We start from the raw sequence: 25,178 nt of genomic DNA on the forward strand, positions 1-25,178 counted from the left end.
ACGTTTACGTTTGCGTAAGCTTGACGGATGTTCGAGGAGGGCTTCTGTCTCAAACTTCAAAACGCATCACAGCGGTTTCATCGTTGCGACCGGCAAAGCCGGGACTGGCGGCGATTTGGGAGGAAAGAATGATCCGCACACTTATTCTTGGAATGACGCTTGCAGCCACTTTTGCCGCCCCTGCCCTTGCCGACGAAGGGATCGTCGGCACGTGGAAGCGCCCGAACGGCACGATCATCAGCTATGCGTCCTGCGGCGCCAACAAGTTCTGCGGTACGGTGCAGACCGGCGAGTACAAGGGCAAGTCCATCGGCACGATGTCAGGCACGGGCGGCAGCTACAAGGGTGAGGTCAACAAGCTCGACGAGGGCAAAACCTATACCGGCAAAGCCAGCGTCAAGGGCAACACGCTTTCACTTTCCGGCTGCGTGATGGGCGGCCTGATCTGCAAGAGCGAGAGCCTCACGCGCCAGTAATATTCAGTGGCATCCAGAATAAGAAAGGGCAACCTCGAAGCTGCCCTTTCTTTTGATCGCTTATTCAGCGTGCCTGTTGGCCAAAGAGAATTTTCTGGGCTTCCTTGTCCGTCGCCAGATTGGATTTTTCTCGCTCTTCTTTCCCGACAAGCAGACCACGCTGAACCGCAGGGCGCGCATTCATTGTCTCATGCCAGCGCTTCAGATTCGGGAAATCATCCAGGTTCTGGTCGTAGTTCTTATGGGCATTGATCCAGCCGATCGAAGCCATGTCGGCAATTGAATATTCGCCTGCAATGTATTCCTTGCCTTCAAGCTGCGTGTTCAACACACCATAGAGACGGTTAACCTCGTTGGTATAGCGGTCGATGCCGTACTGAACCTTTTCCGGCGCATAGACACGGAAATGCCCGGCCTGCCCGGACATCGGGCCGAGGCCACCCATCTGCCACATCAGCCATTCGTCAACTGCGACGCGCTTGCGTTCGTCGGTCGGATAGAACTTACCGAACTTCCGCCCGAGATACTGCAGTATAGCTCCAGACTCGAACACCGAGATCGGCTGGCCGCCCGGCCCTTCCGGATCGATGATGGCGGGCATACGGTTGTTAGGAGCAATCTTCAAAAAGTCCGGCTGAAACTGATCGCCCTTGCCGATATTGACATACTTGACCTCGTAGGGAACGCCCAGCTCTTCCAGCATAATGCTGATCTTGAAACCGTTCGGTGTCGGCCAATAATACAACTCGATGGGCTTGGTCTGTTCGGCCATGGGCTCTCTCCCGCTGATCCTGACGTTGAGCGGGACTTATGTTCCCGCATTCCAATGATGGAAAACATAAGTCCCTTTCCAGCAGGCACAAGAGCCACACACCGCAATAAACGGAACATCAATATTTTTGAACGCCGCATGAACGACCCTCTCAGGGAGGGTTCAGGCGCAATGGCTAAATTGATGAGGGAGAACAGAAATCATTACGGCTTTGGGGGCCAACCGGTATGCTTCGACGTTTAACAATTGTCTGCCTGATGATCGCTGGCTTTGCCGCTGTTGCCAGCATTTTCGCTGACCAGAGGTACAACCTCTACCGGGATCAACCGGTAATCGGACCTGTCGCCGCGTTCACCCAGAAGCCTGTCGGAGAGCGGCCATGAAAAAAACCCGGACCATCGCCGCAATCGCCCTTCGGGTTTTCTTTTTCACCGCCATTTTCACCGGTCCGGCAGCCACCTTCGCCTACACGCAGATTGGCCAGCATTCCCAGATGAGCGGCGTCGGCCTCGTACTTTATGTAAGCCTGCAGCGCGCCGCATAAACTGGGTCATGTAACGGTCATCGGTTTTGCTATACTAGTGTCCTGATTCTGAAATTTGCATTGGGAATGATATCAAGCGAGATGCAAATTTCAGAATCAGAAGGACACTAGCAGCTTGGTTTCCTAGTGTCGTTTCGATCTCGAAGTTCGCTTACGACTACGATATCGAAACACAGGCGAACTTCGAGATCACGACACTAGGCCATGACACAGCGAATCGAACATCCATTTTTGACCGAGATCAAAACACCTCCGACTGTTGACCCGGAGGTTTTCAACGACGCCGGTGCGGCGGTTGCCGCCCTGCAAAAACTATATGATCGCAATACCGCCTTCCTGCGCGATGCGTTCGAGAAGGTTGCGCGCGGCGAAATTCCACCGCAGCGTTACCGCGCTTATTATCCCGAGATCTGTCTATCCACATCCAGCTTCGCTCATGTGGATTCACGGCTGGCCTATGGCCATGTCTCGACGCCAGGTGATTATTCCGCAAACATCACGCGGCCCGACTTGTTCGATCATTATCTGAACGAGCAGATTCGCCTCCTGATGCGCAATCACGGTGTGACCGTGACCGTGAAGGAATCGTCGACGCCGATCCCGATCCATTTTGCCTTCAAGGAAGGCACCTATGTCGAGGCTTCCGTCGCCAACGCCTTCACGCATCCGCTGCGTGATCTGTTCGATGTACCCGATCTGGCGGCGACCGACGACAAGATCGTCAATGCCGATTTCGAGCCCGCCCCCGGCGAACCGATGCCGCTTGCACCATTCACTGCCCAGCGCGTCGATTATTCACTGCATCGGCTGGCGCACTACACGGCGACAAGCCCGGCGCATTTCCAGAACTTCGTGCTGTTCACAAACTACCAGTTTTATATGGACGAGTTCTGCGCCTATGCGCGCGAATTGATGGCAGAAGGCGGCGGCGGTTATGAACAGTTCGTTGAACCGGGCAATCTGATTACGCGCGCGGGCGAGACCGAACCAAGCAGTGGCAGCCCTCTGCCCCGACTGCCGCAGATGCCAGCTTATCACCTGCAACGGGGCGACCATTCGGGCATCACGATGGTCAATATTGGCGTGGGACCGTCCAACGCCAAGACCATAACCGACCATATTGCGGTGCTTCGCCCCCACGCCTGGTTGATGCTTGGTCATTGCGCTGGCCTTCGCAACAGCCAACAGCTTGGCGATTACGTTTTGGCACACGCCTATATGCGTGAGGATCATGTTCTCGATGACGATCTGCCCGTCTGGGTGCCATTGCCGGCACTTGCGGAAATTCAGGTTGCGCTGGAAGAAGCCGTCGAGGAAATCACCGGTCTCGAGGGATATGACTTGAAACAGATTATGCGCACCGGCACGGTCGCGACCATCGATAATCGCAACTGGGAACTGCGCGACCAGCGCGGCCCGGTCCAGCGTCTTTCGCAGGCGCGTGCTGTCGCACTTGATATGGAGTCAGCGACAATTGCGGCCAATGGTTTCCGTTTCCGTGTGCCTTACGGCACCCTGCTCTGTGTTTCCGACAAACCGCTGCACGGCGAACTGAAACTGCCGGGCATGGCGACCGAATTCTACAAGCGGCAGGTGGCGCAGCATCTGCGCATCGGCATCCGCGCGATGGAAAAAATCGCGGCCATGCCGGATGAGCGGCTGCATTCCCGCAAGCTTCGCAGCTTCTACGAGACGGCTTTCCAGTGACACTAGGGGAATAGGGTAGTAAGGCAGTAGGGCCATATGTTGGTTAGCAACATATGATGCTCTTAGCATACTGCCTTATTTCCCAACTTCCCAATTGCCTTCAGCTCCATCATCGCGCCGTATTCGATAGCTAGAGGCATTTCATGTCGAAAAGCCGTGAAAACCTTTCATTCCTGTTGCTGCTGGCTGCTGTCGCGTTGTCGGTTCCGCTCGTGCTGGGATTTCTTGGAGCGGTGCACCCGGCTCTCGATTCCTTTTCGCATTTTCGAGCTCATCTGTCCGTCCTGCTGGCAGTGCTGACCATTCCCTTGCTTTTCACCAAGATGCGGCGTGAGGCGGCGATGCTGCTACTCTTTGCCGTCATGGCTCTAAGCACGACTGTTGGTGCTGCACGCGATTTCCTGAGCGGCTCCACCGGCGCCCATGCGCAGGAACAAGGCGGCGCACGCTACCGTCTCGTCCAGATCAATTTGCGCGAAGACAATCCCGAACCGAAACGCATTCTCCAGATGATCGCGCGGGAGAAGCCGGACGTCATCACCTATGAGGAGGCGAGCGACCAATGGACCAAGTGGCTCACCATTCTCCAAGGCTCCTATCCCTACCATCTCAATTGTGCTGATGATCCCAACACATGGGGCGTGGGCATCCTTTCGAAGCGGCCTTTCAGCGAAGATGCACAGACGGCCTGTGTCGGCGATGGTTTGCTCGCAATTGCGCCGATCAATTTCGGCGGAACGACCGTGCATGTCGCAGCACTGCACTTTTCATGGCCATGGCCGCGCTGGCAGCCCTATCAACTCCGCTACATCGAACCAGAACTGCAGAAGCTGAAAGGCCCTCTGGTCGTCGCCGGTGACTTCAATGCAGCGCCGTGGAGCAATGCCGTTCGCCGCGTCGAACGTGCCTCAGGCACCCGCCATATGACCGGTATTGGCGGCACGTGGATGACGCACCTACTGCCTGTTAAGCTCGCTCCTTATATCGGCCTGCCGATTGATCAGATACTCGTAAGCCCTGAAATCGGAGGGGCGGAGGTTTCGGCTCGCGAAGATGCCGGCTCCGATCATCTGCCAGTGCGGCTCGATTTTTCCGTTCCACCACCCGTTCGGCCAGATGAAGAAGAACCGGAAACCCAGTCCGTCATGCTGCAATAAAAAAGGCGGTCCCAGACCGCCTTTTTCTCGTGTCATCACGTAAACATTACATGTTCACGTAAACAGGTCCCTCACCACCTTGTGGCGGCACCCAGTTGATATTCTGGTTCGGGTCCTTGATGTCGCAAGTCTTGCAGTGCACGCAGTTCTGAGCGTTGATGACAAACCGCACATCCTTTGCCTGCGGATCAGCTGCGGAGTTGCCGTCGGCATCCACCCATTCATAAACACCCGCAGGGCAGTAACGCGTCGACGGACCAGCGAAGACGTCGTGTTCGGAAGTCTGCTGCAATTTCATGTCGCGAACCTGAAGATGCACAGGCTCGTTCTCGTCATGGTTCGTGTTCGACAGGAACACCGACGACAGACGATCAAAGGTCAGAACGCCATCCGGCTTCGGATAATCGATCTTCGCGTGTTTTGCAGCCGGCTCAAGCGACTGCGCATCGGTCTTGCCATGCTTCAGCGTTCCAAAGATGGAGAAACCGAAAAGCTGGTTGGTCCACATATCGAGACCACCGAGCGCCACGCCGGCAATCGTGCCGAACTTCGACCACAGCGGCTTGACGTTGCGCACCCGCTTCAAATCCGTGCCGATCAGGCTTGAACGCCAATTGTTCTCGATCTCGACCGGCTCGTCATTGGCGCGGCCTGCGGTAATTGCCTCGGCGATCTTGTCGGCAGCGAGAATGCCGGAAAGAACCGCATTGTGGCTGCCCTTGATGCGCGGCACGTTGACCAGACCAGCCGAGCAGCCGATGAGCGCTCCACCCGGGAACGACAGCTTTGGCACCGACTGGAAGCCACCTTCGGTAATCGCACGTGCGCCATAGGAAAGACGCTTGCCACCCTCAAAGACATCCTTGATGGCCGGATGCGTCTTGAAACGCTGGAACTCTTCAAACGGCGACAGATACGGGTTCTTGTAGTTGAGATGCAGCACGAAACCGACCGCAACCATATTGTCTTCCAGATGATAAAGGAACGAGCCGCCGCCCGTCTTCATGTCGAGCGGCCAGCCGAAGGAGTGCTGGACCAGACCCGGCTTGTGCTTGGAAGGATCAACCTGCCATAGTTCCTTGAGGCCAATACCGTATTTCGCCGGTTCACGGCCTTCGTCGAGCTTGAACTTGGTGATCAGCTGCTTGGCAAGCGAGCCGCGCGCGCCTTCGCCGACCAGCGTATATTTGCCGAGCAGCGCCATGCCGCGCGTGTAGTTCGGCCCATGCGTTCCGTCGCGCTCGACGCCCATATCGCCAGTGGCGACGCCGATGACCGCGCCCTTGTCATTGTAGAGCACCTCGGTTGCTGCAAAACCCGGATAGATTTCTACGCCAAGTTCTTCGGCTTTGGTGCCGAGCCAGCGGCAGACATTGCCCAAAGACACAATGTAATTGCCATGATTGCTCATCAGAGGCGGCATGGCGAAATTCGGCAGGCGTACTGAACCTGCGGGCCCCAGCACGAGGAAATGATCGGCAGTAACCGGCGTCTTGAAAGGGTGCCCCTCTTCCTCGCGCCAGCCCGGCAGAAGCTGGTCGATACCTACCGGATCAACGACAGCGCCGGAAAGAATATGCGCGCCGACTTCCCCGCCCTTTTCGAGGACGACGACGGACAGCTCTGGATTCGCCTGCTTCAAACGGATTGCCGCAGCAAGGCCCGCAGGGCCTGCGCCGACGATCACAACGTCGAATTCCATGCTCTCGCGTTCGGGAAGCTCCTGGTTTACATATTCTGGGGCTTCAGACATTCATCCCTCCGTCCGGTGTAACATCGTCTTCTCACTAAGGTAGCCCAGACGACGCATCCAATTGTTTTTGTGCATGATCTAATCGCGAATACCCATGAACCGACTGCCCGTCAGCACTGGCGGTACGAAAAGATCGCCGTTTCCCCGTATTCTGCCTTACCCTGTCGCAGAGTTGGAGACTGCCGCAAATGCGTCCAATTGTCCAAAACAGGCGTCCTACGTCCTCAAATTGATTTACCTTAACGTAAACGTCAAATTCATTCCATTCAAGAAGCCGCGATGAAGATTTGTTTGTGATGGTAGAAGAAGCATGTCCTCGTGTCATGTCAGGACCATGTTCGCACCTTGCCTGGCTATATGCGCATCAAACAGGGTATGAACTGTCACTAACAGGCCAAACGAACCCTAAATCTAAACCGGGCTCTTGCATTCACCTGCAAAATTCGCCACCTCAGAGGTGAGGTAGATAATGGCTGATAATCGCGAACCGCTGGATATTGAAGGTTTGCTCCGCTTCTATGCGGAGGCAGGCATTGACATGCCGCTTTCCGAAACGCCGATAGACCGGTTTGCAGAGCCTCAACGCCCTGCCTCTTCGCAGCCAACCGCGCAGATGCCGAATTCACCTGAGCGCGCCCGGCAGCAACAACCGCGCCCAGCGCCGGCCCCCGCCCCCACCAGCAAGCCTGTGCAAGCCGCAGCCGACCTTCCCGATACGGCGCAGATTGCGCTCGCACGCGAAGCGGCGGCACAGGCTTCAACGCTGGAAGAATTGCGGGAGAAGCTTGCGGCATTCGACGGCTGCAACCTGAAATTCACGGCGAAGAACCTTTGTTTCGCCGATGGTGATCCGTCATCCGACATCATGTTCATCGGTGAAGCGCCCGGACGAGATGAGGATATGGAAGGATTGCCGTTTGTCGGAAAATCCGGACAGCTTCTCAATCGCATGATCGAATCCATCGACCTGAAGCGAGAAAGCGTCTACATCGCCAACACGATCCCGTGGCGTCCGCCCGGCAACCGTACGCCGACGCCGCTTGAGACGGAACTTTGTCGGCCATTCATCGAACGACAGATCGAGCTTGCCTCACCAAAAGTTCTGGTTGCCCTGGGCGGTCCTGCGGGCAAGGCCCTCACCGGCGCGACGGAAGGCATCCTGCGCCTGCGCGGCAACTGGAAAATTCATCGTACGCCCAACGGCCTCGAAATTCCCGTCATGCCGACCCTGCATCCCGCATATCTTCTCAGGACACCTGCACAAAAGCGTTTTGCATGGCGCGATTTTCTGGCTGTGAAGCTGAAATTGGCCGAATTGATTAGTTGAAATCTCCGTAGTTCAGTGGCATCGGCAGGCGGTGCAGGCGGCATTGTCACCAACATGCCGCAAACTTGTTCTATTTCGCCGCTTGCCAAACCGCCTTTCGGCGACAAGTAGCCCTAAATTCAGTTTCCCCATGGGATTTCACTGTGGAGTTTTTCATGGCTGGCCAGCTCCTGCCCATAGCTGCTTTGCTTGCAAGCACCTTTCTTATGCTGCTTGCCGGTGGCCTTGCGGGTATTCTTTTGCCCCTGCGTGGTGGCATGGAAGGCTGGTCGACCACGACCATCGGCTGGATGGGCACGAGCTATTCCCTCGCCTTCACGATCGGCTGCATTGTGGTACCGCATCTGGTGCGCCGCGTAGGTCACGTGCGTGTCTTCTCATCGTTGGCGACGCTGCTTTCGATGGCGCTTCTTTTCCATGCTCTGGTCGTCAGTCCTGTCGCATGGATGATCTTTCGTGGCGTCGCGGGCTTTTCGCTCGCAGGCAGCTACATGATTATAGAAAGTTGGCTGAATGAGCGCGTGACCAATGAATCGCGCGGTCGCATCTTCTCGATCTATATGATCATCACCATGCTCGGCCTGCTGTGCGGGCAGTATATATTGCCGTTCGGCGATGCGGGAACACAGACGCTCTTCATCATTTGCGCCATCATTTATGCAAGCGCACTGCTTCCAACCGCCCTTTCAAGCGCGCAATCACCCAATCCGCTGACACAGGTCTCGCTCGATCTGAAAGGGCTTTACCGACGGTCGCCTGCTGCGGCCGTCGGTTCGCTGATTGCAGGTATCGTCGCAGGCACATGGAATTTCCTCGCCGCCATTTACGGTGAGATGAATGGCCTTTCCACCTTCGGCATCGCGACCATGCTTGCCTGCGCGATGGTGGGCGGCGCGATCTTTCAGTATCCGCTGGGTCGGGGGTCCGATTTTGTGGATCGTCGCTATGTCATGGTGATCGCCGGGGTCATCGGCTTTGCCTTGTCGATGGTGATGGTGCTGTTCCACCCCACATCGCCCTTGGCGCTCTACATCATGATGTTTCTGTTCGGCTCGGTGATCTATCCGATCTATAGCCTCAACGTTGCCCACGCCAATGACTATGCGGATGCCAGCGAATTCGTAAAGGTTTCCGGTGGATTGCTGATTATCTACGGCGTAGGCAGTGTCATCGGGCCCGCCCTTTCGGGTCCGTTGATGGACCTGATCGGTGCTCCGGGTTTCTTCGTAACCATGGCCATCGCTTACGCCTCGTATGGCCTGCATGCCTTCTGGCGCATCCGCCGCTTCGAGCGTCCGGCCATCAGCGACCAGAAGACCGAGTACAAGTTCCATACGCCAGACGGACAATCCACGCCGGAAACCATGCAGCTCGATCCCCGTGCTGAAGGCACACCCGGTCAAAGCTAAATTACTGCGTCTGCGGTGCGTTCACCTTGTGCGGCGCGATGGAAAGCTTGTGCTCGCGATAGATGATGAAACCGCCTGCAGCCATGACGACGGCGCTACCGGCCAGCATTTCGAAGGTCGGAATATCGCCAAACAGCAGAAAGCCGATGGCAAGTCCCAGCAGCATCGATGTGTATTCAAAGGGCGCAATCGTCGACATTGGGGCATGGCGATAGCATTCGGTCAGAAGAATCTGGCCGACACCACCGGCAAAGCCAGCACCGACCATCATGGCAAGCTGCGACCAATTCGGTACGATCCAGCCGAACGGAAGGCTCGCCAGAGAAATGATACTCGCGGATATGGAAAAATAGATCACGATGGTCGATGTGCGCTCCGTCTGAACGAGACGGCGCACAAGCATCATGGCCACCGCGGACGTGACCGCAGCACCCAGAGCGGCAAGTGCGCCGATGGCCTCGTCATTCCCCATGCCGCCGCCAGAGAACGCCGTCATCCGTGGCCAGATGATGACCATTACACCGCCAAGCCCGATGAGAACCGCGCTCCAGCGATAAAACCGCACCACTTCATGCAGGATGACTGCGCCCAGAATGACGGTAATCAGCGGCGAAGCGTAATTGATCGCGATTGCTTCCGGCAGTGGCAGCTTGGTGAGAGCGAAAAAGCTCATTGACATGGAACAAACGCCCACCAGCCCACGCCAGAAATGGCTGAAACCGTTCTGGGTGTGGAACACGCCGGAAAGTTGCCCACGCCACGCCAGATAGAGCAATATCGCGAAGATTGCGAAGAAAGACCGGAAGAAGATCAATTGTCCGACCGGCACACCTTCAGCCGCTTTCAGCAAGGTGGACATGGCGACAAAAACGGCAACGGAAGCGATTTTGAGACCGATGCCGAGCATCGGATTCGTTTCAAGATGGGCAGCCTCGACAGGCGCGCTCGCGTGAGCGTTCACAACGCAATTCCTTAAAACCATAAAGCGAAGGTTCGCCCAAAGTATCCGGGCGTGTTTTCTTATTCCTGTTTGTGACACAGCACCAGTAGCACAAAGGTCCGGCTGAAAATTATTTGGTAAAGCGCCTGCTGTGCCACAAAAGGCTGGTTACTTGTTCTGGAATTGAGTTTCCCTTGGTCTCAATTCCGGGTACGAATCCAGCATCGTGAGTTAAAGGAGAGAGTTTCGCTATGCGTACTGAAACCGGCCAGACATTCCGTCTCGAAGATTACCGTCCGACCCCTTACGCCATACCCGAGACGAAACTGGACTTCTCACTGGAACCGGAAAAAACCCTCGTCCGTGCGACCCTTACGATTGAGCGCCGCGATGGCACCCTGACTGGTACGCCCCTGATGCTCGACGGTGACGAACTGAAACTCGTCAGCATTGCCATTGACGGCAAGCCACTGGCCGATAACAGCTATGTCGCAACGCCTGACCAGCTTGAAATCAGCGACCTGCCTGAAGGCAAGCGCTTCACGCTTGAAATCGTGACGGAAATCAATCCGACAACCAACCGCCAGCTATCCGGTCTTTATCGTTCAAGCGGCGTTTATTGCACGCAGTGCGAAGCAGAAGGCTTCCGCCGCATTACCTATTATTATGACCGCCCGGATGTTCTGTCAGTTTATACGGTGCGGATTGACGCCGACAGGCAAGCTGCGTCCATTCTCCTGTCCAACGGCAATCCTGTCGACAACGGACCAGTCGAAGGTAAGTCGGACCGGCATTTCGCGATCTGGCACGATCCGCACCCAAAACCGTCCTATCTCTTCGCTCTGGTTGCGGGGTCGCTCGGCGTCGTGAAGGATCACTTCACCACACAATCAGGACGGCCGGTCGATCTGGCGATCTATGTCGAGCATGGCAAGGAAAGCCGCGCGCTCTATGCCATGGATGCATTGAAACGCTCCATGCGCTGGGACGAAGAGAAGTTCGGGCGCGAATATGACCTTGATGTTTTCAATATCGTTGCCGTTTCCGATTTCAACATGGGCGCGATGGAGAACAAGGGGCTCAACGTCTTCAACGACAAATATGTGCTGGCCGATCCTGAAACCGCTACCGACGTTGACTATGCGGGTATTGAGGCTGTCATCGCGCATGAATATTTCCATAACTGGACCGGCAACCGCATCACCTGCCGCGACTGGTTCCAGCTCTGCCTGAAGGAAGGCCTGACGGTCTATCGCGATCACGAGTTTTCCGCCGATGAGCGCTCCCGCCCGGTGAAGCGCATCGCCGAAGTGAAGATCCTCAAGGCGCAGCAATTCCCGGAAGATGCCGGGCCGCTCGCCCATCCGGTACGCCCACGCGAATATCGCGAGATCAACAACTTCTATACGGCGACCGTTTATGAAAAAGGTTCGGAAGTCGTGCGTATGATCCGCACGGTCATCGGGCCTGAGCTGTTCCGCAAGGGTATGGACCTTTATTTCGAGCGCCATGACGGGGAAGCCGCGACGATCGAAGATTTCGTCAAGGTTTTCGCCGATGTTTCCGGTCAGGACTTTTCACAATTCGCACTCTGGTACGATCAGGCTGGAACGCCGAAGGTGGAAGCCGCTTTCGCCTACAATGCGGCTAATGAAACCTATACGATCGAACTGACACAGTCGCTGGGAGCCACGCCCGGACAATCGGTCAAGAAACCAATGCACATCCCTATTGCCTTTGGCCTTATCGGACCCGATGGCAAGGATATGGTTGCAACGTCCGTGGAAGGCGGCGATGTGCGCGGCGATATCATCCATCTGCATCGCTCATCCGAAACAATTGCCTTTCATGGCATCAAGGAACGCCCTGTACCGTCATTGCTGCGCGGCTTCTCGGCTCCCGTAAATCTGACAGCGCCTTTATCGGACGAGGATCGTGCTTTCCTTGCACTGAACGACAGTGATCCGGTTGCCCGGTGGCAGGCACTAACCGGGATTTTCAGTCAGGCTCTGCTTGAAGGTGCCAAACGTGTTCGCGGCGGTCACGCAGCGGTCGTTGACGACAAAACCATCGAACTTGCTGGAAACGTAGCATCCGACGAAACGCTTGATCCGGCCTTCCGCGCGCTCTGCCTGACCTTGCCAAGCGAAAGCGACATCGCACGCGAAATGGGCAGCAATGTCGATCCGGATGCGATCTTCGTCAGCCGGAATCACTTCGTCGACGTCATTGCCGCCCGTTATGCCGGTAGCTTCGCCAAGCTCTACGATGCTCTGAAACAGGATGGGGCTTTCTCGCCAGATGCAGGCGCAGCGGGCAAACGTGCCTTGCGGAATGTGCTGCTCGATTATCTGAGCCGCAATGAGAAAAGCCAGCAACGCGCTGCCACTCAGTTTGCCGTCGCAGACAATATGACGGACCGCTTTGCAGCCCTTGCTGTGCTGGTGCACCGCTTTGGCGATACAGACGAAGCAAAGGACGCACTGGCAAGTTTCGAGCGCCAGTTCGGCAAGGATGGTCTTGTGATGGACAAGTGGTTCAGCGTGCAGGCGAGCCGTCCCGGTGTTGAAGCCTTGCAAGCTGTGCGTGATCTCACGAAACACGCCCTCTTCTCGCTCGACAATCCGAACCGCGTCCGCTCGGTGATTGGTTCGTTCTCCGCATCCAATCCGACCGGCTTCAACCGCAAGGACGGTGCGGCCTATGAGTTCTTTGCAGATACGATCCTGTCGATAGATTCCGAGAACCCACAGCTCGCGGCCCGGCTATTGACGGCGCTTCGCTCCTGGCGTTCGCTCGAAGATGCTCGTCGCGAGCATGCAAGAGCAGCTCTGGCGCGTATTTCGGCTGCGGGCAAACTGTCGACCGACCTGCGCGATATCGTGGACCGCACTCTCGCCTGATTCGCGACCTATCCTGATCGTCGTGATGATTCGTTCGTTCCGGTTGTTCAGCCAATCATCGGAACGAACCTTTCATGCTAACAGACGCAGAGGCGGCGACCAGTCCGCTTTCATGAGTCTTTTCATGCCTTTATCCGAATCAGATGCTATGCCGATTCCACTTAAGAGCTTGAGATTCATGAATAAATCGACTGATAAAAAGCCCGATTTTTACGCCTCGTTAACGAATTCGCTGGACAGCGCGAATCACTTTTGATTCATTGATGACATTCGGAGGTGGCGTATTCCGAATCACTTCACTCGCAGGGAATTCACGAGGGACCACTATATGGCGAGCACCGACGCGTATGGCGCGCCGGCGGGGACGCATTGCGAATCCGGTCGGAAAAGAAGGAAGGGCAAGCTCTCGGGCCATGTCAGTCTTCTTGCAGGTCCGGCCTATGGCAAGTTCGTCTCAATCGAGCCTATCCTGCGCCGTCTCGTTCCGGCACTCATCATCATTTTTCTGATTATTCTCGGCGTTGCGCGCGTCTTCTCGATGCTGGCGTGGCGCGAAGATATCGAGCAGCAGCATAAGGCCTTTCTGTCGGCAGCGACTGCCAATCTTGCGCAGATGATCGAACGTGTTGCCAACGGCACCGACGCCGGGGCGCAGATCGCCGCCAAGGACATTCAGGACACGATGGCGGAATTCCGCTCTCGCGGGCTGTCCTCGTCCGGCATGACACTTGCCGTGATCGATCCTCAGTCTTCAGTCGTAGCGATATCAGGTCCGATATCCGATCTATCCGGCAAGCCGGTCGATACGATCCTTGCAGAAGCGCAGCCACTATTCCTGTTTGCAGAACGCGCAGGCGTGCTGAAAGTCATGCTGCAAGGTGAACCGGCTTTCGGCGCCTTGTCGAAGCCGATGACTGTGCCCTATTCCGTTATCGCTATCGAACCGGAAAGCACGATCTTTGCGGAATGGCGCCGGGCGGTGTCACTCAACGTGACGCTGTTTGCGGGTACGACCGGCGTGATGTTCGCCATTCTCTATGCCTATTTCAGCCAGGCAGCGCGAGCCCGCGAGGCCGATGATCTTTCCGGCCAGATCCAGCGCCGTATCGATATGGCGTTGGGTCGTGGTCGCTGTGGCCTGTGGGATTGGGACATGGCACGCGGTCGCATCTACTGGTCGCGCTCCATGTATGAAATGCTCGGCTACGAAGCGCAGGATGCCGTGCTGCCGTTCGGCGATGTGGCCGCAATCATCAATACGGAAGATGGCGACCTCTATTCCATCGCCGAACAGGCCGCTTCAGGTGATATTTCGCATGTCGACCGCGTTTTCCGCATGCGTCATGCCGACGGTTCATGGGTCTGGATGCGTGTTCGCGCCGAAATCGCCGGCGAAGGCGATCTGCATCTGGTCGGCATCGCCTTCGACGTCAGCGAACAGCACCGTTTCGCGCAGCAGACGGCGGAAGCCGACATGCGCATCCGCGAAGCGATCGAGAATATTTCGGAAGCCTTCATCCTGTGGGACGCCAACAATCGACTCGTCATGGCGAATTCCAAATTCAGCGAATATGCAGGTCTTCCGGTCTGGACGCTGAAGCCCGGTGTACCGCGTAACGAAGTCGACGCCCATACGCGGCCCTTCACTTTCGAACGCCGCATGGCCAATGAACACAATCGCGCCGGTGGCCAGACTTTCGAGCGCCAGCTCAGCGACGGACGCTGGCTTCAGGTCAACGAACGTCGAACCCAGGACGGTGGTCTCGTTTCGATCGGCACTGACATTACCCAGCTCAAACTGCATCAGGAACGCCTGGTCGACAGTGAACGCCGTCTGATGGCAACCATTCACGACCTGTCCATTGCACGCAAGGGTGAGCGGGATCGTGTGCGTGAGCTGTCCGAACTTGCGCGCAAGTACGGTCAGGAAAAGGAACGCGCTGAGGCCGCTAACCGCGCCAAGTCCGAATTCCTCGCCAATATGTCCCACGAGCTGCGCACGCCGCTCAATGCGATTATCGGTTTCTCGGAAATGATACAGGCAGGCACGTTCGGTCCGCTTGGCTCCGACCGCTACGAGGAATATATCAACGACATCCATACCAGCGGTAACTTCCTGCTTAACGTCATCAACGACATTCTCGACATGTCGAAGATCGAGGCTGGACATTTCTCGCTGGACCGCGAGGAGATGGATCTCTGTCCGCTCATCAATGAAACGGTGCGCATGATCTCGCTGCAGGCGGATGAGAAGAATATCGCGGTCAATACACGTATCGAAGATGCGATGCAGCTTTATGCCGACCGGCGCGCGATCAAGCAGGTGCTGATTAACCTTCTCTCCAATGCGGTGAAGTTCACATCCTATGGTGGACAGATTACGGTACGTGCGCGCAAGACCGGCTCGGCCCTTTTCATGACGATTCAAGATACCGGTGTTGGCATTCCAAAATCGGCGATCAAGAAAATCGGCCAACCCTTCGAGCAAGTGGAAAACCAGTTCACCAAAACCCATACCGGCTCCGGCCTCGGACTTGCCATCACCCGTTCACTGGCTGAGCTTCATGGCGGCTGGCTTCGTATTCGGTCAACCGAAGGCGTCGGCACCGTGGTTTCAGTCTGCATCCCAGATCGCAAGCGCGGTCATGCTGGAAATAGTGCGGAAATTCACGCCGCCTAGAGCGCGTTTCGATCTGATTGAATCAGATTGGCGCTCTAAGTATTTGTTTTAACGCACACTTTTTCCGAAAACCGTTTCACACTTTTTCGGGATGTGCTCTAATCAGATATCCAGGAGCTTCTCGAAGCTCGCCCGCACTTCGACGGCGACTTCTGCCAGATGATGCTCCACGCGCTTGATATCTGGCATGTCCGCTGCACGGCACAACAAGTCGATCATGCCGGGAATGAATTCGTCGCGGCGGGCATCACCTCCAAGACACAAACGGATCGTCTGGCTCAAATTGGTATAAAGACGGTGTGCGCCGACAAGATTATCGGCGAGCGCCGGATCCGCAAAGGATGGGTCGAGGGCCGACAGAATTTCCTCGGTCTCCAAAGGTCGCGGCTTTCTGTCGATCTTGTTGGCCAGCACGGCAAATTGCGCAATGAATTCCAGATCGACAATGCCACCGGGCTTCAGCTTGAAATCCCAGTCATCGGCGGGTGGCTTTTCCTGATAGATGAGCTCGCGCATCTCACGCACATCCTTGGCGATCTTCTTCAAATCACGGGGCGAGACAAGAACCTCGTCGATCACGCTTCTGATGTGATCCATAAAGGCTTCGTCGCCATGGATCGGGCGCGCGCGGGTCAGGGCCATATGCTCCCAGGTCCAGGCTTCGCTGCGCTGATATTTGCCAAAGGATTCGATATGGGTCGCGACCGGTCCCTTGTTGCCGGAGGGACGCAACCGCATATCGACTTCATAGAGCACACCTTCCGCCGTCGGCGCAGAGAGTGCTGCAATAAGCCGCTGCGTCAGGCGGATATAATATTGCGAGGGAGCCAGCGGCTTTTCACCGTCGGATTCGTCCGTCTCCTTGTCGTGATCGTAAAGCAGGATCAGATCGACATCGGAGCCAGCGGTGAGTTCGTGGCTGCCAAGCTTGCCCATGGCAAGAAGAGCAACCTTGGCGCCCTTCACCTTGCCGTGGCGCCGTTCCAACTCCGCTTCCACGACCTCGAAGGCCTTGCCAATCATCAGTTCGGCGAGATCGGAGAAAGCGCGACCAGCGCGCACACCGTCAATGGCGCTCGTCAACAGGCGAATACCGATCAGGAAGCGATGCTCGGCAGCGAATATGCGCAGCCGGTCCAGCACTTCCTCATAATCGGTCGCGGGTCCAAGGAACACGCGAAGACGCTCTTCCAGATAGGCACGCGTCGGCATTTCGGAGAAAATCGCAGGATCCAGCAAACCATCGAAAACATGAGGGTTTCGCGTGATGATTTCGGCAAGCCTGGGTGCTGCGCTCATAATCATCACGAGGAGATTCAGGAGGCGGACGTTGGATTGCAGCAGGCTGAAAAGCTGGATGCCTGCAGGCAACCCTTTCAGAAAACCATCAAAGCGCAAGAGCGCTTCATCCGCACGCTTGGTCTCGGCAAAGGCCTTGAGCAGAGCTGGCGTAAGCTCGGTCAGGCGTTCACGGGCTTCCGCAGACTGTGTGGCGCGATAGCGCCCGAAGTGCCAGGTGCGGATCACCCGACATATATCGCTCGGACGCTCATAGCCCATGGCAGCGAGCGTCTCCAGCGTGCCCGGATCATCCACATCGCCGGTAAAGACCAGATTTCCGGATGAACTTCCAAGTTCGGGAGCCTGCTCGAACAATGCCGCATAATGCTTTTCCACGACCTTGAGCGCGTCGAGAAAAACATCGGAGAAGGCCGCCGGATCTGCATAACCCATCATATGGGCGACACGCGCAAAGCCTTCATCATCTTCAGGCAGGATATGTGTCTGCTCGTCGGCAATCATCTGGATGCGGTGTTCGACGTCGCGAAGGAAATAATATTCCTTCGCCAAAGCATCGCGTGCCTTGTCGGTGATCCAGCCCCGCTCTGCCAGTCGTGCAAGCATCGGCACCGTCTGGTTACCGCGCAATTCTGGAAAGCGCCCACCCGCAATGAGCTGCTGTGTCTGAACGAAGAATTCGATTTCGCGGATACCGCCTCGCCCGAGTTTCACATTGTGCCCACGCACAGCAATATCGCCATGGCCTTTGTGGGCGTGAATCTGACGCTTGATCGAGTGCACGTCGGCAATGGCCGCATAGTCGAGATATTTGCGCCAGACATAGGGGGAGAGTTCCGCCAGAACCTGCTTTCCGGACTCGCGATCCCCGGCGACCGGCCGCGCCTTAATCATGGCCGCGCGCTCCCAATTCTGGCCGCGCCCTTCGTAATAATGGAGTGCCGCACCAACAGGAATGGCCAGCGGCGTGGAACCGGGGTCCGGTCGAAGGCGAATATCGACGCGGAAGACATAGCCGTCGCCGGTGCGGTCCTGCAGAATGCGAACAAGGCGACGTGTCAGCCGCGAAAAGGTTTCGACGCATTCATACGGATCGCCAATGGCCGGTCTGGTTTCATCAATGAAGACAATGAGATCAATATCGGACGAATAGTTGAGTTCACGTGCGCCGAACTTGCCCATGCCGAGAACAATCCAGCCGCTGTGCATGTCAGGATGGTTTCGGTCCGGAAGTTTGATCTTGCCGGCACTGTCGGCATCGAGCAGCAGAAACCGAACGGCAGTGCCCGTGCATACCTCGGCCAGATCGGTGAGCCAGCCGGTGGTTGCTTCTGTATCGAAAATGCCCGCCAGGTCACAAAGTGCAATGAGGACATGTGCCTCGCGCTTCAGAATGCGCAGGGTGGTCATGAGGGAGGCTTCCGTCACGTCTGCACTTGCAGCACTGGCCGATATTTCCGACAAAATATCCTGAAGCGCCGCCTCTGGCGTTTTCGATTCAATGCGATCAAGAATACGCGGATGGCGGGTCAGTGCTTCGCGAATGAATGGCGAAAGATCGAGAACAGCGGAGAGAAAACGCGCGGCTTCCGCCTTTTGCAACAAAGCGACAACGCCCGGAAGCTCGTCTTCTCTAGCGCGTGCAACAAGATCGGCGAGGAAGGATTCCGCCTTTGAAGGATCGAGCGGCTTCAAAGCACGAATCTCTCTCTCGAAGAATAGTGCTTTTGCGTTTTCTGCCGCCATGATCCCCTCTTATGTCACGCCATTATTCGACCTTGTCCGATGGCAACGGGAACTCCAGCACAGCGCGCAGGCCCGGATCGTTGCCTTCAAGACGAAGTGCGCCACCGTGCAATTTCATTACAGCCTTGGCAAGACTTAAACCGAGTCCCGAACCGGGCTGCGTTCGGCTTTCCTCAAGACGGACAAAACGTTCTGTCGCCTGTTCGCGCTTTTCTTCAGGAATACCGGGACCGTTATCGGCAACGATAATACGGACCCAGTTCTGGTCTCGCTCCATCGACAGACTGACGGTCGCCGTCCGCTCTTCGCCACCCGCATATTTGCCCGCATACTTAACTGCATTGTCGACGAGATTGGAAATCGTCTGCCCGACCAGTTCGCGATTGATGTGAAGGGTCACCTCGTCGAGATCGCCAAGTGTCAGGCTCACGCCCGCATCTTCAGCGACGGGTTCATACATTTCAGCCACATCCCGGAGGATCGGCGCCACCGGCATGTTTTCCAGATTCTCGGATGAATAGCCTGCCTCAAGGCGTGAGATCATGAGGATGGCGTTGAACGTCCGGATCAATTGATCCGACTCGCTGATAATGTCTTCCATCGCCGCACGGTATTCGGGCCCGGCCTTCTTACCGGAAAGAGCCTCTTCCGCACGGTTGCGCAGGCGCGTCAGCGGTGTTTTGAGATCATGCGCGATATTATCGGAAACCTGTTTCAGCCCCTCGTTCAGTTCCAGAATTTTACCCAACATGACATTGAGATTGCCCGACAAGCGGTCGAATTCATCGCCGGAACCGTTGACCGGAAGCCTGCCGGTCAGATCGCCGTCCATGATGCGCTGCGATGCCCGCGAAACTTCATCGATACGCTTCAAGGCGCGCCGACCGACAAAGAGCCAGATCAAGAGTGCTCCAACGCCCATGATACCGAGGGCCAGCATCAGCGACCGGCGAACGACGTCCCGGAATTGTTCCGGTTCACCCAGATCGCGGCCGACCAGAAGCCGCATACCGTTTGGCAATGCGATCACAACCGCAATGGCGCGATGCTCCGTCTCGGTGCCCTGCTCGCCATAGCGCCTGTATTTGAAACCGCGCTCGATGACACCGTCGGTGTCCAGAACACCAGGCTCGACGCTTTCCACATTGCCCGCAAGGATGCGACCGGTCGGATCGGCCACCAGATAGAGATAGGCGCCAGGCTGGCGTGAACGATAGTCGATTGTGCGCACGAGCTGCGGAATACCGCCTCGTGCATAGCTTTTGCCGATGCTGCCGATTTCTTCGCCCAGAGACTGCTGGGTCTGCGCAGCCAGCATGGAGGCCGACAGATTGGTCATGTAGAAGACCAGCGCTACGGCGCCGACGATGAACAGCAGCAGGTAAAGCGTTGATAGTCGAACGGCGGTGGTGCGCATGAGCGCTGAAAAGCGGCTCATCAATCCACCTTGGCGGCTGCGGATTGTTTTGCTCGTCCGGCCTTCAGCATGTAACCAGCGCCACGCACCGTATGAAGCAGCGGAACGTCAAAGCCCTTCTCGATCTTCGAACGCAGACGCGAAATATGCACGTCGATGACATTAGTCTGCGGATCGAAGTGATAATCCCAGACGTTTTCGAGCAGCATGGTGCGCGTGACGACCTGTCCGGCATGACGCATCAGATATTCGAGAAGACGAAATTCGCGGGGCTGGAGCGTGATGTCCACATCCTGGCGGCGCGCCGTATGCGCAAGCCGGTCAAGCTCCAGATCACCGACGCGGTAGATCGTATCCGCCTCACGTGGGCTGGAACGACGCTGCAGGACTTCGACACGAGCCAGCAGCTCGGAGAATGCATAGGGCTTGGTCAGGTAGTCGTCACCACCAGCGCGCAAGCCGGTAACGCGGTCATCCACTTCGCCGAGCGCGGAAAGGATCAGGACCGGGGTCTCCATACCCTTGGCGCGTAAACCGGCCACGACAGACAAGCCATCGCGCTTCGGCAGCATGCGGTCGACTACAAGGACATCGTAGCTTCCATTTTCGGCCAGCGTATAGCCGGTCTCACCGTCACCGGCGATATCAGCGGAATGTCCGGCCTCGGTGAAGGCCTTCTCCAGATAGCGGGCCGCTTCGCGGTCATCTTCAATAACGAGAATCTTCATGGCGCTACTATAATACCGTTTGATGATAAGGCGATGCCAGGCGGAGAGCCGCCTGGCATCGAATTGCTCAGAGTCTTCACGGACTGCCGGTCATCATCCCTGATCGATCGGCAGGGCCACGAAGCGGCTCTGATCGTTGCTTTGCAATTGCAGCAGCACTGCCTTGCGACCCGACTTGGCGGCTTCGCTGATGGCGTTGTTGATATCCTTTGCGCTCTTCACCGTCTGGTTGTTAACGCTCATGATGATATCGCCGGAACGAACACCGCGGTCGGAAGCATCGCTGTCAGGATCGACATCGGTGACCACCACGCCGTTACCATCTTCGGATGGCGTCACGGTCAGGCCATAGGAGTCGAGTGTCTCGCTCTGGCTGCCGCTGCCATTGTCGCCCGAAGGGCTGGCCGCCTTGCCAAGATCGCCAGGCATCGCCTCGATGGTGATGTTGATTTCCTCGGCCTTGTTCTTGCGCCAGACGGTCACTGCCGTCTTTTCGCCCGGAATGATGCCAGCAACCTTGCGGGCAAGATCGCGCGGATCCTGCACGGTTTCACCGTTGACAGCCGTAATCACATCACCGGCCTGGATACCGGCCTTGGCAGCCGGACCATCCTTCTGCGGCGAGGCGACGAGTGCGCCCTTTTCCTCGGCAAGACCAAGCGACGATGCAATATCCTTCGTCACCGGCTGAATCTGGACACCGATCCAACCACGTTCCACAGAGCCCTTCTTGATGAGCTGCTCAACGACCTGCTTCGCGGTCGATGCCGGAATTGCGAAGGCAATACCGACGCTGCCGCCGGAAGGCGAGAAGATGGCGGTGTTGATACCGATGACCTGACCGGACAGGTTGAAGGCCGGACCACCGGAATTGCCCTTGTTCACAGCCGCGTCGATCTGGATGAAGTCATCGTAAGGACCGGCACCGATATCGCGGCCACGAGCCGAAACGATACCGGATGTCACTGTACCGCCGAGGCCGAACGGATTGCCGACAGCCACGACCCAATCGCCGACGCGAATCTTATTGTCATCGCCAAACGAGACGTAGGTAAACTTCTTCTTCGGATCATTGACCTTCAGCACAGCCAGATCGGTGCGCGGATCGGTGCCGATCAGCTTGGCGTCAAGCTCGGTCCCGTCGTCCATCACAACGCTGTAGGCATCGCCATCGGAAACGACGTGGTTGTTGGTCACGACATAACCATCCTCGGAGATGAAGAAACCGGAGCCTTGGGCGACAGGCCGTTCATGTCCAGGACGCGGACCACGCTTGCCGGGGCCACGGCGATCAGGACGGGCGTCAGGGCGTGCATCACCACGCGGGTCCATTCCGAAATCGCGGAAGAAGCGCTTCAGCGGATGATCGTCCGGAAGCTGGTCGAAGCCGGGAGGGCCCGAGAACTGGCCGCCGCGGTCAGCGGTTTCCTGCACGTCTTTCTTCACGCGGACGCTGACGACAGCCGGACGAACTTTCTCAACCAGATCGGCAAAACCGACGGCTTGCAACGGCGGAGTGACTTGCACGGCGTCGGCACGCGCGTCATTGAGCGCGCCGAGCGGGCCGGTAGCGACAAAACCACCGGCGAGAGCAGCCGACAGTGCAATCGCGGCAACGCCCTTGCGATAGTTGGAAATCCTGGCTCTGGACATTTATTTCTCCTTACGAGCAGTAATCCGGCCGCGCTCCGATCTTTCGGAAACGCAACCTGTGAAACCTTTATAGAGCGTAAGATAGCTGGGGCTACCTTACCGCGGCGTTTCCACAACATGAAAGTTTCGTAAGGTTGCGAATAACAATCGCAGATGACGGAAGGTTATTTGCCGTCCAGCAGACGCGAGAGTTCCGTCTGTTCGCTCTCCGTAAGCGGCTTAGGTGCTTCGCCTGCCTGCTTGCGTCCGCGAAAAGCAAAGACCAGCGCTGTGGCACCGATCAGAAGCACAACAACGGGGAAGCTCCACAGAAGAACAGTGCGCGCATTGAGACGCGGTTTCAAAAGCACGAATTCGCCGTAGCGGTCGACGATGAAGTCCATCACCTGTGCGTCGGTATCGCCTTCTTTCAGCCGGTCGCGAACGAGAATGCGAAGATCACGGGCAAGTTCAGCATTGGAATCGTCGATGGATTCGTTCTGGCAGACCATGCAGCGCAGTTCGCCCGAAATTGTGCGGGCGCGCTTTTCAAGCGCTGGATCCGGCAGGACTTCATCCGGATTGACCGCAAGCGCCGCCGTCCCTTGAAGAGCCAGAGCGGCGCCGAGCAGAAGTGCCGCAAATGCCGACCGCTTTCTCATGCTGCGGCCTCCGCTTCTTTCGACGCGGACTTGCGACTGCGTGACGGTGCGCCCACCCGCAGGCGACGATCTGCCAGCGAAAACAGCGCACCCACCATCATGACAAGGGCGCCATACCAGATGAGCGTCACGTCAGGCTTCCACCAGATGCGCACCACAACCGATCCATCACCTGGTTCATCTCCAAGCGCGACGTAGACCTGACTGAACCACAGCGTTTTGATGCCTGATTCAGTTGTCGGCATCTGGCGCGCCGGGAAAAATCGTTTGGACGGTTCGATTTGTCCGAGGGTGCGCGCGCTGGAATCGAGCAAGGTGAAAGTGCCTCGATTTTCGGTGAAGTTCGAGCCGGTCAATGGGCGGAGGCCCTCAAAGCGAAGCGTATAATCCTGCACCTTGGCTGTGTCGCCCGGACGCATGATCAGCACATTCTCCGTGCCGAAGGTGGTCACGCTCACAATACCGAGCAGCGTCACGCCAAGCCCGATATGGGCAAGTGCCGTGCCGAAAACCGAACGCGGCAAGCCCTTGAAACGGGCAAACGCCTTGCCCGCGGAAACCTTGCCGATGCCTGCCTTGAGGACGAGGTCGGTCAGGCTGCCGAAAATCAGCCATGCGGCAAGTCCGATTCCACAGGCTGCCAGCACCGATTTCGCCGATGTGCTCCACAAAACAATTGCTGCGGCCAGAAGCGAAAGCGCGAAGGCGGCCATCAGCCGTTGCGACACCCCGTAGAGATCACCACGCTTCCAGGCAAGCAGCGGTCCGAAGGGAACCGCAAACAGAAGCGGGATCATCAGAGGGCCGAACGTCATGTTGAAGAACGGCGCACCGACGGAAATCTTGTCACCGGTCATCACTTCCAGCAGCAGCGGATAAAGCGTGCCGATCAGCACGGTCGCGGCAGCAGTCGTCAGGAACAGATTGTTGAAGACAAGCGCGCCTTCGCGCGAAATCGGATGGAAGATGCCCCCCGCCGTCAGGCTCTGTACGCGAAGTGCGAAAAGCGACAGCGACCCGCCAATGAAGATTGCAAGGATCGCCAGGATGAAAAGACCACGTCCCGGATCGGTGGCGAAGCTGTGAACCGAGGTGAGTACCCCGGAGCGAACAAGAAAGGTGCCCAGCAGCGACAGCGAAAAGGTGAGGATCGCAAGCAGCACGGTCCAGATTTTCAGCGCCGAACGCTTTTCCATCACAAGTGCGGAATGAAGCAGCGCGGTACCAACCAGCCAAGGCATGAAGGATGCGTTTTCAACCGGGTCCCAGAACCACCAGCCACCCCAGCCAAGCTCGTAATAGGCCCAGTAGGACCCCATCGCGATGCCGCCGGTCAGGAACATCCAGGCGACCAGTGCCCACGGACGTACCCAACGCGCCCACGCAGCATCGAGACGGCCCTCCAGCAGAGCCGCCACGGCAAAGGAGAAGCACACCGAAAAACCGACATAGCCGAGATAGAGCAGCGGTGGATGGATCGCGAGGCCGATATCCTGAAGGATTGGGTTAAGGTCACCACCCTCCATCGGAGCCGGGAAAATGCGGGTAAACGGGTTCGAGGTGAACACGATGAACGCCAGAAAGGCAACGCCGATCCAGCCCTGCACGGCAAGGACATTGGCGCGCAGTGTTTCAGGCAGATTGCCGGAAAATGCAGCCACCAGCGCACTGAAAAAGGTGAGAATGAACACCCACAGCAGCATTGAGCCTTCGTGATTGCCCCAGACGCCCGTGATCTTGTAGAGAAGCGGTTTTTGCGAATGCGAGTTCTCGACCACATTCAGAACCGAGAAATCCGACACGACATAGGCATGAATCAGGACTGCCGATGCAAGACAGATCAGCGCAAAGACAGCAATTGCGGTTGGCGCTGCAACTGACATGAGCTGCGTATCCCGGCGATGCGCGCCGACCGCCGGCACGATCGATTGGATAATCGACAGGGCCAGTGCCAGAACCAGAGCGAAATGACCGATCTCGACACTCATCTGCAGTCTCCATTAAGCACCAGCCGGATCATGGGTCC

The 25,178-nt window shown here is 57.0% G+C and carries 17 protein-coding genes; 8 read left to right on the forward strand and 9 right to left on the reverse strand.

The features are described from left to right. Positions 1–128: 128 nt before the first annotated feature. Positions 129–476: a DUF2147 domain-containing protein gene (locus FIB18_RS06095; protein ID WP_010661613.1), complete on the forward strand. Its 348-nt coding sequence runs from the start codon at positions 129–131 to the stop codon at positions 474–476. 64 nt (positions 477–540) lie between these two features. Here FIB18_RS06095 and FIB18_RS06100 read toward each other — a convergent pair whose 3' ends face one another. Further along, positions 541–1,248, reverse strand: coding sequence for a glutathione binding-like protein (locus FIB18_RS06100; protein ID WP_140019859.1), 708 nt, complete (start codon positions 1,246–1,248; stop codon positions 541–543). A 379-nt stretch (positions 1,249–1,627) separates the two neighbouring features. Here FIB18_RS06100 and FIB18_RS24960 point away from each other — a divergent pair, with 379 nt between their 5' ends. The 3 genes from FIB18_RS24960 (at position 1,628) to FIB18_RS06110 (ending at position 4,656) form a co-directional block, all read left to right on the forward strand. Next, positions 1,628–1,792, forward strand: coding sequence for a hypothetical protein (locus FIB18_RS24960; RefSeq protein ID WP_167387075.1), 165 nt, complete (start codon positions 1,628–1,630; stop codon positions 1,790–1,792). Positions 1,793–1,996: 204 nt separating this feature from the next. Beyond that, the gene (locus FIB18_RS06105) at positions 1,997–3,499 is read left to right on the forward strand and encodes an AMP nucleosidase (RefSeq protein WP_040129540.1); all 1,503 of its coding nucleotides are present in this window, start codon (positions 1,997–1,999) and stop codon (positions 3,497–3,499) included. A 143-nt stretch (positions 3,500–3,642) separates the two neighbouring features. Then, positions 3,643–4,656: an endonuclease/exonuclease/phosphatase family protein gene (locus FIB18_RS06110; RefSeq protein WP_012092431.1), complete on the forward strand. Its 1,014-nt coding sequence runs from the start codon at positions 3,643–3,645 to the stop codon at positions 4,654–4,656. Positions 4,657–4,702: 46 nt separating this feature from the next. Here FIB18_RS06110 and FIB18_RS06115 read toward each other — a convergent pair whose 3' ends face one another. Continuing rightward, positions 4,703–6,409 carry an electron transfer flavoprotein-ubiquinone oxidoreductase gene (locus FIB18_RS06115; protein ID WP_043062624.1) on the reverse strand — a complete coding sequence of 569 codons (1,707 nt, stop codon included), beginning with the start codon at positions 6,407–6,409 and terminating at the stop codon, positions 4,703–4,705. Between the two features lie 469 nt (positions 6,410–6,878). Here FIB18_RS06115 and FIB18_RS06120 point away from each other — a divergent pair, with 469 nt between their 5' ends. After that, on the forward strand, positions 6,879–7,736 hold the full coding sequence (locus FIB18_RS06120; RefSeq protein WP_140019860.1) for a uracil-DNA glycosylase: 858 nt from the start codon (positions 6,879–6,881) through the stop codon (positions 7,734–7,736). Between the two features lie 155 nt (positions 7,737–7,891). Beyond that, complete coding sequence (locus FIB18_RS06125) at positions 7,892–9,145, forward strand: MFS transporter (protein WP_140019861.1); 1,254 nt, start codon at positions 7,892–7,894, stop codon at positions 9,143–9,145. Between the two features lies 1 nt (position 9,146). Here the strand turns inward: FIB18_RS06125 and FIB18_RS06130 are convergent, their stop codons facing one another. Then, positions 9,147–10,127 carry a DMT family transporter gene (locus FIB18_RS06130; protein WP_210296027.1) on the reverse strand — a complete coding sequence of 327 codons (981 nt, stop codon included), beginning with the start codon at positions 10,125–10,127 and terminating at the stop codon, positions 9,147–9,149. 209 nt (positions 10,128–10,336) lie between these two features. Here FIB18_RS06130 and pepN point away from each other — a divergent pair, with 209 nt between their 5' ends. Together pepN and FIB18_RS06140 are read left to right on the forward strand one after the other, a co-directional pair. Continuing rightward, a complete protein-coding gene (pepN, locus tag FIB18_RS06135) occupies positions 10,337–12,988 on the forward strand; it encodes an aminopeptidase N (RefSeq protein WP_140019863.1) in 2,652 nt (883 codons plus the stop codon). A gap of 328 nt (positions 12,989–13,316) precedes the next feature. Beyond that, a complete protein-coding gene (locus tag FIB18_RS06140) occupies positions 13,317–15,668 on the forward strand; it encodes a PAS domain-containing sensor histidine kinase (protein ID WP_140019864.1) in 2,352 nt (783 codons plus the stop codon). Positions 15,669–15,770: 102 nt separating this feature from the next. On the opposite strand, the gene FIB18_RS06145 is transcribed toward FIB18_RS06140, so the two are convergent. From FIB18_RS06145 to FIB18_RS06170, 6 genes are all read right to left on the reverse strand, one after another. Beyond that, entirely contained in the window at positions 15,771–18,713 is a 2,943-nt protein-coding gene (locus tag FIB18_RS06145) for a bifunctional [glutamine synthetase] adenylyltransferase/[glutamine synthetase]-adenylyl-L-tyrosine phosphorylase (protein WP_140019865.1), read from the reverse strand. A gap of 22 nt (positions 18,714–18,735) precedes the next feature. Next, entirely contained in the window at positions 18,736–20,154 is a 1,419-nt protein-coding gene (locus FIB18_RS06150; RefSeq protein ID WP_174977392.1) for a sensor histidine kinase, read from the reverse strand. Further along, a complete protein-coding gene (locus FIB18_RS06155) occupies positions 20,151–20,858 on the reverse strand; it encodes a response regulator transcription factor (protein ID WP_061347250.1) in 708 nt (235 codons plus the stop codon). Before FIB18_RS06155 ends, FIB18_RS06150 begins: the two co-directional genes overlap by 4 nt. 93 nt (positions 20,859–20,951) lie before the next feature. Continuing rightward, on the reverse strand, positions 20,952–22,511 hold the full coding sequence (locus tag FIB18_RS06160) for a Do family serine endopeptidase (RefSeq protein WP_140019867.1): 1,560 nt from the start codon (positions 22,509–22,511) through the stop codon (positions 20,952–20,954). 164 nt (positions 22,512–22,675) lie between these two features. Next, on the reverse strand, positions 22,676–23,152 hold the full coding sequence (locus FIB18_RS06165) for a cytochrome c-type biogenesis protein (protein ID WP_140019868.1): 477 nt from the start codon (positions 23,150–23,152) through the stop codon (positions 22,676–22,678). Continuing rightward, on the reverse strand, positions 23,149–25,140 hold the full coding sequence (locus FIB18_RS06170) for a heme lyase CcmF/NrfE family subunit (protein ID WP_140019869.1): 1,992 nt from the start codon (positions 25,138–25,140) through the stop codon (positions 23,149–23,151). The genes FIB18_RS06165 and FIB18_RS06170 overlap by 4 nt, the downstream gene beginning before the upstream one ends. Positions 25,141–25,178: the final 38 nt, after the last annotated feature.

It is taken from the genome of Brucella pecoris (genome assembly GCF_006376675.1).
In the GTDB taxonomy this organism is placed as follows: domain Bacteria; phylum Pseudomonadota; class Alphaproteobacteria; order Rhizobiales; family Rhizobiaceae; genus Brucella; species Brucella pecoris.

Coding starts and splice junctions, on each gene's coding strand:
- FIB18_RS06095 (WP_010661613.1), top strand. CDS start 129: ATGATCCGCACACTTATTCTTGGAATGACGCTTGCAGCCACTTTTGCC.
- FIB18_RS06100 (WP_140019859.1), bottom strand. CDS start 1,248: ATGGCCGAACAGACCAAGCCCATCGAGTTGTATTATTGGCCGACACCG.
- FIB18_RS24960 (WP_167387075.1), top strand. CDS start 1,628: ATGAAAAAAACCCGGACCATCGCCGCAATCGCCCTTCGGGTTTTCTTT.
- FIB18_RS06105 (WP_040129540.1), top strand. CDS start 1,997: ATGACACAGCGAATCGAACATCCATTTTTGACCGAGATCAAAACACCT.
- FIB18_RS06110 (WP_012092431.1), top strand. CDS start 3,643: ATGTCGAAAAGCCGTGAAAACCTTTCATTCCTGTTGCTGCTGGCTGCT.
- FIB18_RS06115 (WP_043062624.1), bottom strand. CDS start 6,409: ATGTCTGAAGCCCCAGAATATGTAAACCAGGAGCTTCCCGAACGCGAG.
- FIB18_RS06120 (WP_140019860.1), top strand. CDS start 6,879: ATGGCTGATAATCGCGAACCGCTGGATATTGAAGGTTTGCTCCGCTTC.
- FIB18_RS06125 (WP_140019861.1), top strand. CDS start 7,892: ATGGCTGGCCAGCTCCTGCCCATAGCTGCTTTGCTTGCAAGCACCTTT.
- FIB18_RS06130 (WP_210296027.1), bottom strand. CDS start 10,127: ATGGTTTTAAGGAATTGCGTTGTGAACGCTCACGCGAGCGCGCCTGTC.
- pepN (WP_140019863.1), top strand. CDS start 10,337: ATGCGTACTGAAACCGGCCAGACATTCCGTCTCGAAGATTACCGTCCG.
- FIB18_RS06140 (WP_140019864.1), top strand. CDS start 13,317: ATGGCGAGCACCGACGCGTATGGCGCGCCGGCGGGGACGCATTGCGAA.
- FIB18_RS06145 (WP_140019865.1), bottom strand. CDS start 18,713: ATGGCGGCAGAAAACGCAAAAGCACTATTCTTCGAGAGAGAGATTCGT.
- FIB18_RS06155 (WP_061347250.1), bottom strand. CDS start 20,858: ATGAAGATTCTCGTTATTGAAGATGACCGCGAAGCGGCCCGCTATCTG.
- FIB18_RS06160 (WP_140019867.1), bottom strand. CDS start 22,511: ATGTCCAGAGCCAGGATTTCCAACTATCGCAAGGGCGTTGCCGCGATT.
- FIB18_RS06165 (WP_140019868.1), bottom strand. CDS start 23,152: ATGAGAAAGCGGTCGGCATTTGCGGCACTTCTGCTCGGCGCCGCTCTG.
- FIB18_RS06170 (WP_140019869.1), bottom strand. CDS start 25,140: ATGAGTGTCGAGATCGGTCATTTCGCTCTGGTTCTGGCACTGGCCCTG.